16 protein-coding genes are annotated in these 15,930 nt (G+C 68.6%); 6 read left to right on the forward strand and 10 right to left on the reverse strand.

Features of this window, described 5'->3' with window-relative positions; all coding sequences use genetic code 11:
• The first annotated feature begins 6 nt into the window (after positions 1-6).
• From ASF60_RS05935 to ASF60_RS05945, 3 genes are all read left to right on the forward strand, one after another.
• Positions 7-369, forward strand: coding sequence for a hypothetical protein (locus ASF60_RS05935; protein ID WP_056181826.1), 363 nt, complete (start codon positions 7-9; stop codon positions 367-369).
• Between the two features lie 204 nt (positions 370-573).
• Positions 574-1,740 carry a type II asparaginase gene (locus tag ASF60_RS05940; RefSeq protein ID WP_056181830.1) on the forward strand — a complete coding sequence of 389 codons (1,167 nt, stop codon included), beginning with the start codon at positions 574-576 and terminating at the stop codon, positions 1,738-1,740.
• Positions 1,741-1,848: 108 nt separating this feature from the next.
• Entirely contained in the window at positions 1,849-2,469 is a 621-nt protein-coding gene (locus ASF60_RS05945) for an alpha/beta fold hydrolase (RefSeq protein WP_244478335.1), read from the forward strand.
• 73 nt (positions 2,470-2,542) lie between these two features.
• On the opposite strand, the gene ASF60_RS05950 is transcribed toward ASF60_RS05945, so the two are convergent.
• From ASF60_RS05950 to ASF60_RS05965, 4 genes are all read right to left on the reverse strand, one after another.
• Entirely contained in the window at positions 2,543-3,463 is a 921-nt protein-coding gene (locus ASF60_RS05950) for a bestrophin family protein (protein ID WP_056181837.1), read from the reverse strand.
• Between the two features lie 241 nt (positions 3,464-3,704).
• Positions 3,705-5,678, reverse strand: coding sequence for an acyl CoA:acetate/3-ketoacid CoA transferase (locus ASF60_RS05955; protein WP_056181840.1), 1,974 nt, complete (start codon positions 5,676-5,678; stop codon positions 3,705-3,707).
• 308 nt (positions 5,679-5,986) lie between these two features.
• A complete protein-coding gene (locus ASF60_RS05960; RefSeq protein WP_082507782.1) occupies positions 5,987-7,249 on the reverse strand; it encodes an ATP-binding response regulator in 1,263 nt (420 codons plus the stop codon).
• A 92-nt stretch (positions 7,250-7,341) separates the two neighbouring features.
• Complete coding sequence (locus tag ASF60_RS05965) at positions 7,342-8,514, reverse strand: FIST N-terminal domain-containing protein (protein WP_056181847.1); 1,173 nt, start codon at positions 8,512-8,514, stop codon at positions 7,342-7,344.
• A 142-nt stretch (positions 8,515-8,656) separates the two neighbouring features.
• Between ASF60_RS05965 and ASF60_RS05970 the strand changes: the two genes are divergently transcribed.
• A complete protein-coding gene (locus ASF60_RS05970) occupies positions 8,657-9,316 on the forward strand; it encodes a response regulator (protein ID WP_082507778.1) in 660 nt (219 codons plus the stop codon).
• Between the two features lie 55 nt (positions 9,317-9,371).
• Here ASF60_RS05970 and ASF60_RS05975 read toward each other — a convergent pair whose 3' ends face one another.
• Both ASF60_RS05975 and ASF60_RS25985 read right to left on the reverse strand, forming a co-directional pair.
• A complete protein-coding gene (locus ASF60_RS05975; RefSeq protein WP_056181852.1) occupies positions 9,372-9,809 on the reverse strand; it encodes a PRC-barrel domain-containing protein in 438 nt (145 codons plus the stop codon).
• 132 nt (positions 9,810-9,941) lie between these two features.
• On the reverse strand, positions 9,942-10,067 hold the full coding sequence (locus ASF60_RS25985) for a hypothetical protein (RefSeq protein ID WP_274533543.1): 126 nt from the start codon (positions 10,065-10,067) through the stop codon (positions 9,942-9,944).
• Positions 10,068-10,674: 607 nt separating this feature from the next.
• On the opposite strand from ASF60_RS25985, the gene ASF60_RS05980 reads away from it, so the two are divergent.
• Entirely contained in the window at positions 10,675-11,040 is a 366-nt protein-coding gene (locus tag ASF60_RS05980) for an SWIB/MDM2 domain-containing protein (RefSeq protein ID WP_056181855.1), read from the forward strand.
• 78 nt (positions 11,041-11,118) lie between these two features.
• On the opposite strand, the gene ASF60_RS05985 is transcribed toward ASF60_RS05980, so the two are convergent.
• A complete protein-coding gene (locus ASF60_RS05985; RefSeq protein WP_056181859.1) occupies positions 11,119-13,263 on the reverse strand; it encodes a helicase-related protein in 2,145 nt (714 codons plus the stop codon).
• Between the two features lie 149 nt (positions 13,264-13,412).
• Positions 13,413-13,916 (reverse strand): YciE/YciF ferroxidase family protein, encoded by a 504-nt coding sequence (locus tag ASF60_RS05990; RefSeq protein ID WP_056181863.1) that lies wholly within the window; start codon positions 13,914-13,916, stop codon positions 13,413-13,415.
• Between the two features lie 502 nt (positions 13,917-14,418).
• Here ASF60_RS05990 and ASF60_RS05995 point away from each other — a divergent pair.
• A complete protein-coding gene (locus ASF60_RS05995; protein WP_056181867.1) occupies positions 14,419-14,760 on the forward strand; it encodes a hypothetical protein in 342 nt (113 codons plus the stop codon).
• Between the two features lie 5 nt (positions 14,761-14,765).
• On the opposite strand, the gene ASF60_RS06000 is transcribed toward ASF60_RS05995, so the two are convergent.
• Both ASF60_RS06000 and ASF60_RS25520 read right to left on the reverse strand, forming a co-directional pair.
• Positions 14,766-15,350 carry a sigma-70 family RNA polymerase sigma factor gene (locus ASF60_RS06000; protein ID WP_056181871.1) on the reverse strand — a complete coding sequence of 195 codons (585 nt, stop codon included), beginning with the start codon at positions 15,348-15,350 and terminating at the stop codon, positions 14,766-14,768.
• On the reverse strand, positions 15,347-15,676 hold the full coding sequence (locus ASF60_RS25520; RefSeq protein ID WP_056181874.1) for a NepR family anti-sigma factor: 330 nt from the start codon (positions 15,674-15,676) through the stop codon (positions 15,347-15,349). The genes ASF60_RS06000 and ASF60_RS25520 overlap by 4 nt, the downstream gene beginning before the upstream one ends.
• Positions 15,677-15,930: the final 254 nt, after the last annotated feature.

Consider the following 15,930-nt stretch of genomic DNA (forward strand, 5'->3'; position numbering starts at 1 on the left):
TCGATCATGTCCGTTCGTACCACACTCCTCACCGCCGCCACCGTGCTCGCCACCCTCGCGGGTGCAGCCCAGGCCGAGCCGATCAAGGCCCGCGCCGGCGGCAGCGTCAGCCTCGGCGACGTGGCCGGCGTCGCCTACTACACCCCCGAGTCCACGGGTTACCGGGTCGTCGTGACCCTCGCCCGCACGGAGAGCGCCGGCCCGGTGCGCTTCGAGACCGTGCTGACCAACGGCCAGAGCGTCACCCTCTCGACGCCGCGCGACCTCGGCGGCGAGACCGAGGCGATCGAGATCCTCCGCACCGGTGACAGCGTCTCGGTCTCCCGCGCCAAGCCGGCCGTGACCCGCGAGGCCGCGGCCCTGAACTGAGGCCCCGGCCGTGCCGGCGCGCGACCTCGACGACGGATCTCCCGGCCCCACAGGCCGGGGGATCCGAGCCCCCGCCGGTCGTCTCGGCGCTGGCAGCGCGGGGATGGACTGCATCGGGATTGAGCGAGGCACGGCGTGATTTTCGGCTGGCCTTATCGGTGGTGCGGGTCACAATGCCACTCCCGAAACGACCCGAGTCTCAGCATGCGCCGTACCCTGCCGATCGCCCTGATGGCCCTGATGGCCGGCACCGTCCTGCCCGCGCGCGCGCTGGAGGGACCGATCCCGGCCAAGCCCGGCGCAACGGTGATGCCCGGCGCAACGGTGATGCCCGGCGCGACAGTCACGCCTGGCAATGGAGCACCGGCGCCGACCACCGCCGCCAAGCCGCGGGTCGTCATCGTGGCGACGGGTGGCACCATCGCGGGCGCCGGCGCGGACGCCGCCAACAGCGCGACCTACCAGGCCGCCAAGGTGCCGGTGGACAAGCTGATCGCCGCCGTGCCGGCCATCGCCCAGGTGGCGGACGTGCGCGGCGAGCAGGCCTTCCAGATCGCCTCCGAGAGCTTCACCAACGCGCAGCTCATCGAGCTCGCCAAGAAGATCTCGGCCCTGGTCAAGCGCGACGACGTCGACGGCGTCGTCGTCACCCACGGCACCGACACGGTGGAGGAGACGGCCTACTTCCTCGACCTCGTGGTGAAGACCGACAAGCCCATCGTGATGGTGGCCTCGATGCGCCCCTCCACGGCGATCTCGGCGGACGGCGCCCTCAACCTCCTCGACGCCGTGACCGTGGCCGGCGCCAGGGATGCCCGCGCCAAGGGCGTGCTGCTGACCATGAACGACGAGATCCAGGCCGGCCGCGACACTACCAAGCGCGTCAACATCAAGCCCTCGGCCTTCTTCAGCCAGTGGGGCCCCCTCGGCATGGTGGTGGAGGGCAAGACCTACTGGTTCCGCGCCCCGGTGAAGCGCCACGGCACCACGTCCGAGTTCGACATCGACACCATCGACAGCCTGCCCGACGTCGCCATCGTGTACGGCTCCGGCAACATGCACCCGGAGCCCTATACCTCGGCGGTCGCGGGCGGCGCCAAGGCGATCATCCATGCGGGCACCGGCAACGGCTCGGTGGCGGGCTACCTCGTCGACACCCTGAAGGACATCCGTTCCAAGGGCGTGCAGATCATCCGCTCGTCCCGCGTCGGCGACGGCTTCGTCCTGCGCAACGCCGAGCAGCCCGACGACAAGTACGACTGGGTGGTGGCCCACGACCTGAACCCGCAAAAGGCCAAGATCCTGGCCGCCGTCGCGCTGACGAAGACGCAGGACTCGAAGGAACTGCAGCGGATCTTCTGGGAGTATTGAGCAGCGTGGGTCGAGCGTCGACGCCATGGACGCGTCCCTCCTCGACCCGACATGGCCGGTTACCCTCGTCACGTCCGCACTTCAGCGACGATGAGCGGATGAACCGTGATGAAAACACTGTTTCTACCCGGTGCATCCGGAAGTGCTTCGTTCTGGAGGCCCGTTGCCACCCAGGCCGGATTGGATGGTGTGTTTTTCGGATGGCCGGGATTGGGCGCAGAGCCCCCTCGGCAGGGCGTGGACGGGCTGGACGATCTCGTCGCTCTGGTCGCCACTGAAATCCGCGAGCCGGTGGCCATCGCCGCTCAGTCGATGGGCGGGATCATTGCGATCAAGGTGGCGCTGGCATTTCCCGATCTCGTCAAGAGCTTGGTGTTGACGGTGACATCCGGCGGCGTGCCGATGGTCGATCTGGGCGGATCGGATTGGCGGCCGGACTACTTCAGGGCCTTCCCACGCGCTGCGAAGTGGATCGCCGATCCGGTCGCCGATCTCTCTTCCGGTTTGCCGTCCATCCGAGTTCCGGTCCTGTTGTTGTGGGGAGACTCGGATTCGATCAGCCCGGTCGCCGTCGGGAAGAGGCTGGCTGCTCTCTTGCCGAACGCGCGCCTTTGCATCCTGCCGGGGGCGAACCACGATTTGGCGCAGACACATGTCCGGGCGGTTGCGGACGAAATCAGACGGCATCTCATGGCTGTCGTCGCGCCTCGACCGCTCGTCAACGACTGACCGGCCCTTCACCCGCTCGAATGATCGACAATCGAGGCGCTTCCGCGACGAGCACGCGCGCGGCCTCGCCCCTTCACGTCAGCAGATACCGCTCCGGCTCCAGGGGCGGCGGCGCGGTCTCGCCAAGGGCATCGAGCACGATGCCGTCGATGGTGTGCAGCAGGGCATCGAGCGGCAGGTCGTTCGGCGCCAGGCCGAAGGGCTCCTCCAGTTCGTCACCCAGCGCATCGAGGCCGAAGAACGTGTAGGCCACCAGGGCGGTGGCTACCGGCGTCGCCCAGCCGAGGGAGGCTGCGAGGCCGAAGGGCAGCAGCAGGCAGTAGATCCACGCCGTGCGGTACAGCAGCAGGGTGTAGGCGAAGGGCAGCGGCGTGTTCTGGATGCGCTCGCACACCACCTGGACCTGCGCCAGGGCCGCGATCTTGTGCTCCAGGGTAGCGAACAGGACGTCGGTCAGCGCCCCCCGGCGATAGGCCTTGGCGAGGTCGGTGGTGAGTCCGGCGAGCACCGCATCGGCCGCGCTCGGGTGGCGGGCGAGGCGCTCCGCCTCGGCGCCCGGGAGCCAGGGCTTGGCCGCCGCGGCCACGTCGCCACCGCGAAGCTGGGCGTGGAGAGCATGCGCGAAGGCCGAGAGGCGCCGCAGGGCGCGTCCGCGCAAGGGCTCGTCGGCCTCGCCGGGCAGGAGGGCGCTGAGCAGCCGGGCGAGTCCGCGCGTCTCGACCACGAGGCCGCCCCAGGCCCGGCGCCCCTCCCACCAGCGGTCGTAGCAGGCGCTGTTGCGGAAGCTGAGGAAGATCGACAGGGCGATCCCGATGAGGGTGAAGGGGCCGACGCCGGCAGTGATCGGGAACGCCTCGGGCCAGCGCCGCTCCACCGCCACCACGATCACCGCGATGAGGGTGATGCTCAGCACCTTGGGCGCCACCTGCGGCAGGATCGAGCCGCGCAGGGTGAACAGAATATCGAACAGGCTCGGGCGCGAACGGACGATCATGGAGCCTGTTGTCTCGGATTAGGCGAACCCCGGCAATTGCCGCGCCTCCGCGACGCGCCCGGGTTCGGCAGCCGACTGGCCGCGCAGCCGCACGCGGACGCGGCCTGGGACCGGCCGGGCATAAACGCCCGGCGGGGCACAAACGCCCGCCTCCGGCTCAGATGGAGCACGGGATCGGCTTGGATCGCCGAGGACGCCGCACGGTCGCGGAAGGACCGGCCCGTCGGGCCGGCCCCGCCCTTCAAGCCGCCGAGGCGATCGCCGTCGAGGCCCGGCGGACCTTGCCGGCGCCCTCGAGGAAGGCGTGGGCGTCCTCCTTGCGCTCGAAGACGTGGGGCGCGAGGCCGCGACGATTCAGGGCCTCCTCCATCTTGAGGCGCAGGAAGGCGCTGGTCGCGTAGCGGGTGGTGGTGAGATAGTAGTTGGCCTGCAGGTATTGGATCATGTGGGCGTAGTCGTCGTACAGGTTCTCGTTGATGCGGAACCCGTCGTGATTGACCACGGTGTTGACCCGCTGGCCGGCCTTCTTGCAGGCGCCCACCAGTACCATGCGCAGGTCGTCGAGGTCGCTCTTGGCGCGGGCATGCCAGCCCTCGAGATTCACGAACAGGATATTGCGCTCGGGGTCGTAGCTCACCCGCTCCGGCAGGTTGAGGTTGAGCAGGTCGGCGAGCAGTTCCATCGGCTCGTCGCGGAACAGGCGGGCATCCATCGGCATCGGCTGCTTGATGATCGGCCGGAAGCCCATATGGGGCAGGATGTCCCGCTCGATGTCGATGCCGGGTGCCACCTCGATGAGCTCCAGGCCCTCGTCGGTGAGCTGGAAGACGCAGCGCTCGGTGACGTAGATGACCGGCTGCGAGCGCATCTGCGCATAATGCCCGCTGAAGGTGATCTGCTCGACCTGGGGCAGGAATTTCTGCGAGCGGCCCTCCGTGACGATGCGGAGCTTGCCGTCCTCGATCGCGGTCTCCAGGCCGCCCACCGTGAAGGTGCCGGCGAAGACCACCGAGCGGGCGTTCTGGCTGATGTTGATGAAGCCGCCGCAGCCGTTGAGGCGGCCCCCGAACATGCTGGTGTTGACGTTGCCGTGCTGGTCGCACTCGGCCAGACCCAGGCAGGTCATGTCGAGGCCGCCGCCGTCGTAGAAGTCGAACATCTGGTTCTGATCGATGACGCAATCGGCGTTCGTGGCGGCGCCGAAGCTCGACCCCGATGCAAGCACGCCGCCGACCGCGCCGGCCTCGGTGGTGAGGGTGATGTAGGGTGTCACCTTCTCCTCGTTGGCCACGGCCGAGATGCCCTCGGGCGCCCCGACGCCGAGGTTGACGACGCCGTTCGGTGGCAGCTCGAAGGCAGCGCGGCGGGCGATGACCTTGCGGGCATCGAGCGGCATCTTCTTCATGCCGCTGACCGGCACGCGGATCTGGCCGGCGAGGGCCGCATCGTGCTGCACCCCGTAGTTCATGCGGTGCATCTCGGGCTCGGCCAGCACCACGCAGTCGACCAGGATGCCGGGCACGCGCACGTCCTTCGGCAGCAGGAAGCCGTCATCGACGATGCGCTCGACCTGGGCGATGACGATGCCGCCATTGTTGCGCGCCGCCATGGCCTGGGCGAGGCAATCGAGGGTCAGGGCCTCCTTCTCGAAGGAGATGTTGCCCGACGGATCGGCCGAGGTGCCGCGGATGAAGGCGACGTCGATCTTGGTGGCGGTGTAGAACAGCCATTCCTCGCCATCGACCTCGACGAGCTTCACGATCTCGTCTTGCGTCACGGTGTTGACGCGGGCGCCGCCGTGACGGGGATCGACGTAGGTGTGCAGACCGACCTTGGAGAACAGCCCAGGCTGGCCGGCGGCACAGGCTCGGTAAAGCTGCGAGATCACGCCCTGAGGCAGGTTGTAGCCCAGGATCTTGTCTTCCTGCGCGGCCTTGGCGACCTTCGGCATGCGGCCGAAATTGGCCGCGATGACGCGGCGAAGCAGGCCTTCGTGATGCAGACGCCCGGTGCCGAGGCCTTTGCTGTCGCCGGCTCCCGCCGTCATGATCAGGGTCAGGTCACGGGGTGCGCCGGTGTCGACGAAGCGCTTCTCCAGGGCCGCGTGCAACGCTTCCGGGATGCAGCTCTGGACGAAGCCCGTCGTGGTGACCACGTCGTTGTGCCGGATCAGCGCGATCGCCTCGCCGGCCGTGATGACCTTGTTTTTCTTCATGAACCGGGCCGTCCTCCGCGCGCCCACAGCGACGACGAGCGACAGGATTCATCCTGGCGAAAGGCGTGCGGGGGCAGTCTTGTTCTGGGGCGGAAGCGTAAAGACCCGCGCGAAGCTTCGCAAGGGCGCCACTACTATCGCCGCAGTGCAATTATATCTTGGTGCGCTGCAAATTTTTCAATGCAGCCTCAAATTTGACTGGAGACATCCAGCAAGACAGACGCGCAACGGCGGGGAAGGCTCTTTTGTTAGGGTTGCGATGCCTTGCGACGCCATAGGATTATTCAAAATACTCTAGCCCGTCTTCGTCATGCCAGCAGGTAGGTCAGGAGCGCCCGCAACTGCGCCGGGCGAACCGGCTTGTGCATCAGTTGCCCTCCCAGTGCCGCGACCTGCGCGGCGATTTCGGGCGCATGATCGGCGGTGGTCACGATGACCGGCAGGGGGGCCGACATCCGGGCCTGCAGGTGGGCCGCCACATCGAGGCCGCAGGCCCCGTGGTCGAGGTGATAGTCGAGGACGAGAAGGTCCGGCAGGTCCAGCCCCGCGGCGAGCGCCGCCTCCACCCCTGCGAGATCGCGATGAACCGAGACTTCGGCGTCCCAGGCCCGCAGGAGGCGCTCCAGGGCATCGGCGGTGGGCGGATCGTTCTCCACCACCAGCACCCGTGCGCCGGTGAGCCGGGTCGCCACGGGTGGCGCCGGCACCACACGCTCGGGCGGCGTAGGGCTGACCGGCAGGGTCAGGGCCATGCGGGTGCCGCGCCCGACCTGCGAGGTCAGCTCGAGGGGATGGTCGAGGGCCTGCGCCATGCGGTGCACGATCGAGAGACCGAGGCCGAGGCCGGGTTCACCGCCCTCCCCCTCGGCACCGCCGCGGAAGAATTCCTCGAAGACGAGGTCCCGCTCCGCCGCGGCGATGCCGCAACCGGTGTCGAGCACCTCGAGCCGGCAGGATGCGCCGCGCCGCCGAACCGCCACCAGCACCCCGCCCGCGCGCGTGTACCGGATGGCGTTCGACACGAGGTTCTGGACGATGCGCTGGAGCATCAGCGGATCGCTGGCCACGACGAGGTCGGGGCCGCGGACGACGAGGCGCAGGCCCTTGCGCGCGGCGAAGGGCCGGAAGCTCGCCGCGATGCCGGCCAGGAGATCGCCGAGGGCCACCGGCTTGATCGCCGGGCGCACCACGCCGGCATCGAGCTTCGAGATGTCCAGGAGGGTCTTGATCAGATCCTCGATGATCTGCAGGCCGCGCTCGATCCGGCCGGAGATCGCCACCGCCTCCGGCCCGAGGGCCAGGCCGGCCAGCGCCGAGGCCGAGAGGCGTGCCGCATTCAGGGGCTGGAGCAGGTCGTGGCTCGCGGCGGCGAGGAAGCGGGTCTTGGAGCGGTTGGCGTTCTCCGCCTCCTCCTTGGCGGCCACCAGGGCCTCGTTGGAGCGCTCCAGGCGGTGCATGAGGCCGGTCAGCTCCTCGGTGCGGCTGCGGACGCGTCCCTCCAGCATGGTGGCGGTCTGGAACAGCGAGTAGGCACCGCCCTGCTGGTCCATGCTGCGCTCCACATGTGCCATCAGGGCGGCGTTGATCCGCTCCAGCTTGGCGATCCGCCGCAGGTTGGCGCTCTCGCCCGGCGCACCCCCTTGGGCTTCGGGGGACGGGACCGTCACCGGTCCGCTCCGCCTCGCCCGATGGCGATGCCTGTGAAGGTCTGGTTCAGGTGCATCGAACGGTACTGCTCGCCGTAGGTGTCGAAGCCGACGACGTCGTAGCGCCGGTAGAGGTCGACGATGCCGTGGCGCACCTGACGGCTCTCGGCGTCGAGGCGGCGCAGCACGCATTCGAAGCCGATGACGAGGTCGATGCCGCCGAGCGCCGCGTCAAGGCGCGACAGCTCGGCCTCTGTCGCCGCCACGATGTCGCGCGGTCGCGCCAGGGTCAGCACCACGCCCTCGTCGATGGCGCAGAAGAAGCTGAGCGAGCCGTCGGGATTCATGCGCCGGATCGACCGGCAAAAATACTCGCCGCCCACCTTCACGGCGAGGGGATAGGCAGCAAAGCTCATGGGCGACAGACGCTCCGGGTCGAGCCCCACCGCCATGGCGTATTCCCGCGCGGCCGGCTCGGCGTTGAGTTCGTGGACGGTGCGCTGCTCGTCGTCGGAAGCGGTGACCACGAACCGGGTCGCGGTCGGCTCGAAATTGTCGCTCTTGAAGATCTGGATCGGGAAATCCGATTCCACCAGCAGCAGCACGGCGGCGCGCTGATGAATGCCGCCGTCATGCAGCAGCACGGTCTCACGGAAGGTGAGGTCGTCACCGGCCGAGCCGCCCACCAGGGGGATGCCGTCGAGGGCCCAGGCGATGGCCGAGACCACGGTCTCTTCGGCATTGGCGAGCCCGTCGATCAGCGACAGGGCGAAGCGGCGCCCATTGATCGGATCGGCGGATGCCCCGTCGAGGCTCCTTCGCAGCGCGCGCACGCTCGAGGCGGTGCGCTCGACGTCGAGATGGTCGATGGCGTCGAGCAGCGTCGAGACGATGCGGAAGCCGTCGGGCGGAAAGGCGATGACCACGAGGCCGCGATCGAGGCCGCCCGCCGGGGAGATGCCGCCGGACATCGTGCACCCGGCGATGCCCGCACCGGGAAAGCGGGTGGAGAAGCCCCGATTGAGGGTGTCGACGTCGTAGTCGGCCGAGAAGAACGCCACGATCTGGGCGACCCGGCCGGTGCCGATGGCCGCGCCGATCTCCGCCAGTGCCGTTTCGGCGTCGGCGGCGTCGGTCCAGGTCGTGGTGATGCCGCACCGGTGCGTGCGCACCCGCGTCCCCTCTGTCACGCGCGTTCCCTCGCTGCCCGGCGCGGGCCGGGCTTGACGCCCGGTTCTCCGCGATGACACGAGTATGTCGGGCGAGCGGTGGCCGCGCAATGCAGCGCCGAACGGCTCCGGCACAGGGGCGCACGCACCGGGCGGAACGGGCATGCATCTCCTCATCGTCGACGATCACCCGCTGTTTCGCGAGGCGCTGGCGAGCGCCGTGGGGCTCGCCTATCCGGACGCGACGGTGCACGAGGCCGATGGGATCGTCGGCGCCTGCGCGGTGCTGGCCCGGCAGCCCGCCACCGAGATCATCCTCCTCGACCTGTCGATGCAGGGGGTTACCGGCTTCGAGGGCCTACTGGCGATCCGGGCGCAGGCCCCGCGCGTCCCGATCCTCGTCGTGTCGGGCCTGGAAGATCCGCGGATCATCCACGAAGCCCTCGACCACGGCGCCGCCGGCTTCGTGCCGAAGGCGGTCGACAAGGCGACGCTGACGCGAGCCATCGCCGATGTCCTGGCCGGCGGCCTCTCGGTGCCGGCGAGCCTGCCGGCCGCGCCCCCGATCCCGTCAACCGCCCGCAAGGCCCCAATCGCCGAGAGGGTTGCGAGCCTGACCCCGCAACAGGTGCGGGTGCTGGCGATGATCCGGCAGGGGATGCTGAACAAGCAGATTGCCCACGAGCTTCAGGTCGGGGATTCGACCGTGAAGGCGCACGTCTCTGAAATCCTACGCAAGCTCAACGTCATCAGCCGCACGCAGATCGTGATCGAGACCGCGCTCCTCGACTTCGACCGGATCGTGGCCGCGCCGGAATCGTGAACCGGCGGGCGGAAGTCTTTCAAGCGGCGGGTATTTGTCAGGCAGCGGACATTCTTCAGGCAGTAGGCACCTTCGAGCCGCCGTAATGGCCGTCGACGCGCTCGCCGTAACGCGGATCGGCGAAGGGGTCTTCGCCGGGGCCATGCGTCGGGGCGCCCTCCAGGGTGTCGCGGTCGATGTCGACGATGTAGCCGCCGAGTTCGACGCTGTAGGTCAACGCCCGCCAGGGCACCGGGTGATAGCTCTCGCCCAGGCCGAGAAAGCCCCCGAAGGACAGGACCGCGTAGGCGACCTGGCCCGAGACCTTGTCGACCATGAAATTGTAGACCGTGCCGATATGCTCGCCGTCGCGGCGATAGGCGGCCGTGCCTTCGACCTTGTTCGAGGCGACCAGGCGCGAGGTCTCGTCGATGGCGACGCCCTCGGCGGAGGGATCGAGCTCCATCGAGCCGGCGGGGCGGATGCTGCGCTCGTTCGGGAGGTCCGTCGGCATGCAAACTCCTCGTGGCTGGGGGACGCGCCGGGACCGGCGCTCGACCGGACAAGCCGCGACCCGCGCGGGGGTTCCAGGACAGGGGCCGGTCGTCAGCTCCGCCTGGCTCGCCCGTGCGGTGTCAGACCGGCGTCAGATCAGGCCCGCATCCGCCCGGGTACCGGGACGGCCTTGTGCCTCCACCGACACCAGCGTGCCCAGTCCGATGATGAGTGCGGCGGCGGCGCCCAGCGAGAGCGTGAAGGCAAGGAGGATCATGACCCTGGATTCACCGATCGCCCTTAAGGTTCGGTGACGGTGCCCATCGGCCGATGTCCCGAATCCGCCCGGGGTCAGGCGCTCTGTCTGCCAAAATTCCGACCGGTCGTGGAATGTTCTCGGTGGAACCGACCGTTCCGCTGAACGAAGCGCTCGGGCTTGAGCGTCGGCCGGCAAGCCCGCCTGCACGGGCGACACGCCGCCCGCGCGAGGGAACGGCGGCCTCCGCCCGGGACCTGCGCCTAGACGAACGCCGAGAAGTCGCCCTAACCTCCTCTGCACTCACATCTTTCGCCCGACATACCCGCCTGGGTCCGATCCGCTGGCGCCGTGGCGTCGGGCGGAAGTAACGACCGCCGAGACCACGTTTCCGCGCAGGTGGAGCGGGGTTTGTCGCGTCCCGCACCAGCCCTTCGCCCGCTCTCCGCCGGCCCTTCACCGGCCCTTCGCCGGCCCTTCCGTCTGCGCGCCTGTGGATGACGCGGGCGCAGCGGGCGGTTTTCCCTTGGAACGCTCGCGGCACCGCTTAGTTGTTGCACCTATGCGCTGCGAGGCCACGGGCCGTGGGCGTACCGGCGCTCACCGTCGACATCCGGAGGAACATCCCATGGCAAAGAGCACCACGAAGACTGCCGAGAAGGCTGCACCCAAGGCGGCCGAGAAGGACGCCGAGAAGCCAGCCGCCAAGGGCAAGAAGGTCGCCGCTCCGAAGGGTGAAGGCGCCAAGCCCAACGCGCTGCAACAGCCTCTGAAGCCGTCGCCCGAGCTCGCCGCCGTCGTCGGCGACGCGTCCCTGCCGCGCGGCGAGGTCGTGAGCAAGGTCTGGGAGTACATCAAGAAGCACAACCTCCAGAACCCTGAGAACAAGCGCGAGATCCTGGCCGACGACAAGCTCAAGAAGGTCTTCGGCAAGGACAAGTGCACCATGTTCGAAATGAACAAGCATCTCGCCGCGCACCTCAAGTCGGCCTGAACGCAAAATCCGGATCGGCGTCGGGGAGGGGTCGCCCCTCCCCTGGGCCGTCCGGCGATCGAACGCGGCGCCGGGTGCTCAGCGTCCGCTGCCGGCGCGGCGTGTGCGCCGCTCGACTTTGCGGGTCGCCGTCTCCCGCAGGTGGCGCTCGATCTCCCCGTTGGCGCGCCCCCGCATGGCGCGCATCGCTTCGGCATCGTCGAAGGTCTCGGGAAAGCGCCGCGACAGCCAGAGATAGGCGCTGGCGAGCTTCACCGTCCGCTCCTGGTAGACGAGTTCCCCCGCCAGGTTCGCGCGCAGGGCCGGCACCGTCGTGCCCGCCGCCCGTGCCTGGGTCCAGCGCTCCAGCATGCCGAGGGAGACCGGATCGCGCCGGTCCACCGGGCAGACCGAGAACGCGAACTTCTCCGCGATCGGCAGACGCGCCTTGTCGACCACCCGGGCGATCTCCAGGATCTCCTCCAGGGCCGAGGGCTGGAACGGCGATCCGGCATAGAAGGTGGCACGCGCGAAATGCGCTAGCACCTCGCGCAGGCTGTCCGTGCGCATCTCCTCGGCCACCGAGTTGATGGCGATGAGGTCGGGCCGCACGAAGAAACGGGTATCGGCGGCTGGCGCCGTGGGCGCCCCCGCGAGCGCCGCGCGGATCGGCTCCAGTCCGGTCTCGTCCACGGCGGCGACGTAGCCCTCGTCCTGATGCCCGAAGCGCCCGGCGCGGCCCGCGATCTGGCGGATCTCCGAATTGGTCAGCGCCCGCTCCCCGACCCCGTCCCACTTGCGCACGGCCGAGAATACGACCCGCTTGAGGGGGCCGAGGTTGAGGCCCATGCCGATGGCATCCGTGGTGACCAGGACGTCGGCCTCGCCCGCGCGGAAGCGCGCGGCCTCGGCCCGGCGCACCTCCGGTGAGAGCGCGCCGTAGATTGTCGCCACCCGGTGGCCCGCCGCCACCAGGATCTCGCGATTCTCGTGGACGGCCCTTCGCGAAAACGCCACGACCGCGTCGCCCGGCGTCACGTCTTCGAGGGGTACCGGCACCTCCTGCAACACCAGGGGGGTCTTGCGCACGAAAGTGACGACCTCGAGGGATTCGTTGGCTGCCTCCGCCGCCCGTCGCACGGCGGCCAGCGCATCGTCCGAGCCGCACACCACCACAGTGCGGGCGGCCACGCCGAACAGGGCGTTGGTCCAGGCCCAGCCCCGGTCGGGGTCGGCGATCATCTGGATTTCGTCGATGACCGCGACGTCGACGGGCCGCGTCAGGTCGGCGGTTTCGATGGTGCGGGCGGTGTGGGTCGGGTTCAGGTCGCCGAGGGTCTCCTCGCCCGTCACCATCCCGGCGCGCAGGCCGCGCTCGGCCAGAGCCTCGTAGTTCTCCAAGGCGAGGAGGCGCAGGGGCGCCAGGTAGGTGCCGGTGGGCGCGGCGCGCAGCATCTCCAGGGCCGCATAGGTCTTACCGGAATTGGTCGGCCCCATGTGGAAGATGATGCGCCGGCCGAGGCGTCGGGCCGCGGTGAACTTCTCGATGTAGGCGCCGAAGCCCACCTGGTCGCGCAGGCGGCGCAGGCGCGAATCCTCGCGCGCCACGCTGCGGGCGCGGGCGCGCACGCCCTTGAGTGTGTCGGTCAGGGACTGATTCAGGTTCGGCGAGAGCAGGAAGGCCCGCGACCGCAGCGAGCGGTCGAGATGGTCGATATAGGTCACCGCGTCGGCGCCGACCTCGCGCAGGTCCTCCGCGACCTGGTCGCGCAGGCGCTCCACCGCCCGGCGCAGGGACTTCGCGGTCCGGACCGCGGTTTCAGCGACGGCGGCGCGCAGTTCGTCGAGGCGCCAGTTCGGGTCGTTGCGATGGGCCATCCCGGAGAGGATGCCGGCGATTCCCGTCTCGGGAGCCGCATCGACCCGGAGGTCGAGGCGGCCCCCGTCCAGGATGGGAATCAGGGTCCGGATCGTCCAGGCGATGCTGCCGTCCCGCATCACCGCGGCGCGCAGGGCCGGCACCGCCTTCTTCACGGTGGCGACACCGCCCTCCGAGAAGGCGCGGCGCGCCTTCAGCTCGCGCAGCGCCTTGGCCACCACCGCATCCTCGACGAAGCCGCCATATTCGGGCAGGCCGAGATGGAGCCGCAGGGCATCCAATTCGACGCTCCGGGGCGGCAGGCCGAGGCGCATGGCTACCTCGGCCAGGATCTCGTTCGTCGGTCGCGCGCGCTTGCGGGCCATGGGCTCTCGTCGGGGAGTCGTTCACCGCCACGGACGGGCGACCGGGCCGCGCCAGGGTGCGCGGGACGTGGCCCAAAAAGCAACGGCCCGCATCAGCGCAAGATCCCCACGTCGGCCGGTTGGTGACCGCTTCGTGCGCGGCGCGCCGGTCAGGCGGCGCGCTGGTTGACTTGCCGCTCGGCCATGGCGGTGAGCAGGTGGTCGGTCGCCTTCTCCTCGTCGAGGTTCTGCTGGAGGACACCCGCGCAATCGTCGCGCCCCAGGCGCTTGGCCCAGGCGATCAGCGTGCCGTAGCGGGTGATTTCGTAGTGCTCGACGGCCTGCGCGGAGGCGACGAGGGCCGCATCCAGCACATCCTTGTCGGCGATCTCGCCGGCGACCTCGTTGGCTTCCTCGATGATGCCGTTGATCGCCGGGCAGGTCACGGCCTTCGGACTGTGGCCATGCATCTGAAAGACCTTCTCCAGGCGCTGGATCTGGGTCTCGGTCTGGCGCAGGTGGGTCTCGAAGCTCTGCTTCAGCTCCGGATGCGTCGCCTTGGCGATCATCTTGGGCAACGCCTTCGTGATCTGATTCTCGGCGTAGTAGATGTCCTGCAGGGTGTGAACGAAGAGATCGTCGAGGGTTTTGATGTCTCGGGTGAACAGGCCCATGCGTGCCTCCACTGGTATCCGGTGCGGTTTCGAGGGGGCTGGCAATGACCGCCCGGTGCGCCCCTCGTGCTCGCCGCCGCGCGGCAGGTTCGCTGTCCCTTGTGTCGATCGAGCGCGATTCCAGGTTTCGGCAACGCCGAACTTCGACACAGGTGAAGCTTCGACAAATCATGACTTCAGCCGACCGGCCGCAGCAATTTAGGCGAGCACGACATGAAAACCGGCCATTTGCGCTCCGTGTTCCCTGATGGCCAGGATCAACCATTGATTTGGCCCCAGAATAAGTCACCCCATGACTTTTCGAGCGACAACCCAGAGTGGTTTTCAATTACGATTTGATCCAAGTTATTTAACGCTCCGCTTCCTTCTTGTTAACGGGATCACGGGGTTCGGATTCGCGTCGCAGCGCGCAGAGGGAGGCGAGGTTCGCCATGCCCGACGCAGGTGGCTCGACGCGGGCCGTCACCCCTTACGCGTCAACACACGTCAGGGAAGCGAGACGATGCACGAGAATTCCGCCGGACCGGCCGCATTCTGGGCCTCGGTGGCGCACGACGTCACGTCACGGGTCGAGCCGGTGCTGGCTCGCGAAGGCCAGATTCGTGAAGGCAAGGTTCGTGAGGGCAAGGCGCGTGAGGGCAAGGCTCGCGGAGGCCAGGTTCGTGAAGGCCAGGTCCGCGAAGGCGTGATCGAATACCTGCGCGACCTCGAGGCTGTGGCCCTGCGGGAGGGCAGCAGCCGCGAGGCCCTGCAGGTGATCGCCTCCGGCCGGCGCCTGCTCGGAGATCGCAGCGAGGTGCCGGCCGACAAGATCGCCCGCGCAGTGCGAAGCGCCCTGGTCTGAACTCGCTACCCGGGGGGCGCCCCCAGGGCCGCCCGCGTGAAGGCATCGGCGCCGATATCGTCGGTGCCGTTCATGCCCAGGCTCTCGATGAGCCGTCCGCGCGCCCGGCTGACGCGACTCTTCATGGTGCCCACGGCCACGCCGCAGATCTCGGCCGCCTCCTCGTAGGTGAAGTTCTGCGCACCCACGAGCACCAGGGCCTCGCGCTGGCTGAACGGCAGGGTGTTCAGGGCTTCCTGGAACTCGAGCATCTCGACGCGGATCTCCTGCTCGGGCAGGCTCGTGAGGCGCCCCGCCAGGGCACCATCGGCATCTTCCACCTCGCGCTTGCGCTTGCGCTGCTCCGAATAGAACAGGTTGCGCAGGATGGTGAACAGCCAGGCGGTGAGGTTGGTCCCCCGCGTGAAGCTGTCGGCCTTGGTCCAGGCGCGCACCAGGGTGTCCTGCACGAGGTCGTCGCTGCGGTCGAGATCGTAGGTCAGCGAGAAGGCGAAGGCGCGCAGCGCGGGAATCGCGCCCAGCAGCAGATTGCGCATCTCGTCGTCGGCGCCCCGTGGGGTACCGACCGGGCTCTGCATCGCGGCGCTCATGAAGATCCTCGCGAGTTGCTGCGGGTGGCCAGATCGGCGAGGAGTGCGTCGAAACGGTCGGGAAGGGGCTGTTGCAGCACCTCGGCGTAGAGGAGGCGCAGGTTGCGGCCGATGCGCCGGCGGGCCTCCGGCGTCATGCCGGTCTGCGAAGTGCGCCGAGAGACGGACAGGGCGTGGGGCACGACACCCGCAGGACCGCCGAGAACCGCCGCGGTCTCCTCCGCGAGGACTGTCGATGCATCGGCGGCGATGCAGACAGCCGGCGTGCCGGGGAACGAATTGCCGTCCAGGAGGCTCAGGTTCGGTTCGCTCGAATCAGTGCTCATCGCTGCCCATCGCTCGACGGCAGCTTCGGGAGAGCCCGGAGCGCCGTCATTTCGGTCGCCGTGCTACGGCTGCGCGATTTAACGGCCACTGAAAAAAGCATTCATCGGATCTTAAGTCTGCGAATGCAGCCGAAAGACCACGTCCTTTATTCAGAAACGATTAGATACAAACTTGAACTCTCAATCAAGCATCACCATGGCAGCGGTATAGTCCACGGATGCTGTCGCTAAGCTGAACCGTACGCCGCCGCGAA

Origin of the sequence: Methylobacterium sp. Leaf113, from assembly GCF_001423325.1 — a bacterium.
Lineage (GTDB): Bacteria > Pseudomonadota > Alphaproteobacteria > Rhizobiales > Beijerinckiaceae > Methylobacterium.

Excerpts from the sequence above, each read along its gene's own strand:
- ASF60_RS05975 (WP_056181852.1), bottom strand. The coding sequence starts at position 9,809 with ATGCCGACGGACCTCCCGAACGAGCGCAGCATCCGCCCCGCCGGCTCG.
- ASF60_RS05980 (WP_056181855.1), top strand. The coding sequence starts at position 10,675 with ATGGCAAAGAGCACCACGAAGACTGCCGAGAAGGCTGCACCCAAGGCG.
- ASF60_RS25520 (WP_056181874.1), bottom strand. The coding sequence starts at position 15,676 with ATGAGCACTGATTCGAGCGAACCGAACCTGAGCCTCCTGGACGGCAAT.
- ASF60_RS05990 (WP_056181863.1), bottom strand. The coding sequence starts at position 13,916 with ATGGGCCTGTTCACCCGAGACATCAAAACCCTCGACGATCTCTTCGTT.
- ASF60_RS05955 (WP_056181840.1), bottom strand. The coding sequence starts at position 5,678 with ATGAAGAAAAACAAGGTCATCACGGCCGGCGAGGCGATCGCGCTGATC.
- ASF60_RS05995 (WP_056181867.1), top strand. The coding sequence starts at position 14,419 with ATGCACGAGAATTCCGCCGGACCGGCCGCATTCTGGGCCTCGGTGGCG.
- ASF60_RS05940 (WP_056181830.1), top strand. The coding sequence starts at position 574 with ATGCGCCGTACCCTGCCGATCGCCCTGATGGCCCTGATGGCCGGCACC.
- ASF60_RS05985 (WP_056181859.1), bottom strand. The coding sequence starts at position 13,263 with ATGGCCCGCAAGCGCGCGCGACCGACGAACGAGATCCTGGCCGAGGTA.
- ASF60_RS25985 (WP_274533543.1), bottom strand. The coding sequence starts at position 10,067 with ATGATCCTCCTTGCCTTCACGCTCTCGCTGGGCGCCGCCGCCGCACTC.
- ASF60_RS05960 (WP_082507782.1), bottom strand. The coding sequence starts at position 7,249 with ATGGCACATGTGGAGCGCAGCATGGACCAGCAGGGCGGTGCCTACTCG.
- ASF60_RS05935 (WP_056181826.1), top strand. The coding sequence starts at position 7 with ATGTCCGTTCGTACCACACTCCTCACCGCCGCCACCGTGCTCGCCACC.
- ASF60_RS05950 (WP_056181837.1), bottom strand. The coding sequence starts at position 3,463 with ATGATCGTCCGTTCGCGCCCGAGCCTGTTCGATATTCTGTTCACCCTG.
- ASF60_RS05945 (WP_244478335.1), top strand. The coding sequence starts at position 1,849 with ATGAAAACACTGTTTCTACCCGGTGCATCCGGAAGTGCTTCGTTCTGG.
- ASF60_RS05970 (WP_082507778.1), top strand. The coding sequence starts at position 8,657 with ATGCATCTCCTCATCGTCGACGATCACCCGCTGTTTCGCGAGGCGCTG.
- ASF60_RS06000 (WP_056181871.1), bottom strand. The coding sequence starts at position 15,350 with ATGAGCGCCGCGATGCAGAGCCCGGTCGGTACCCCACGGGGCGCCGAC.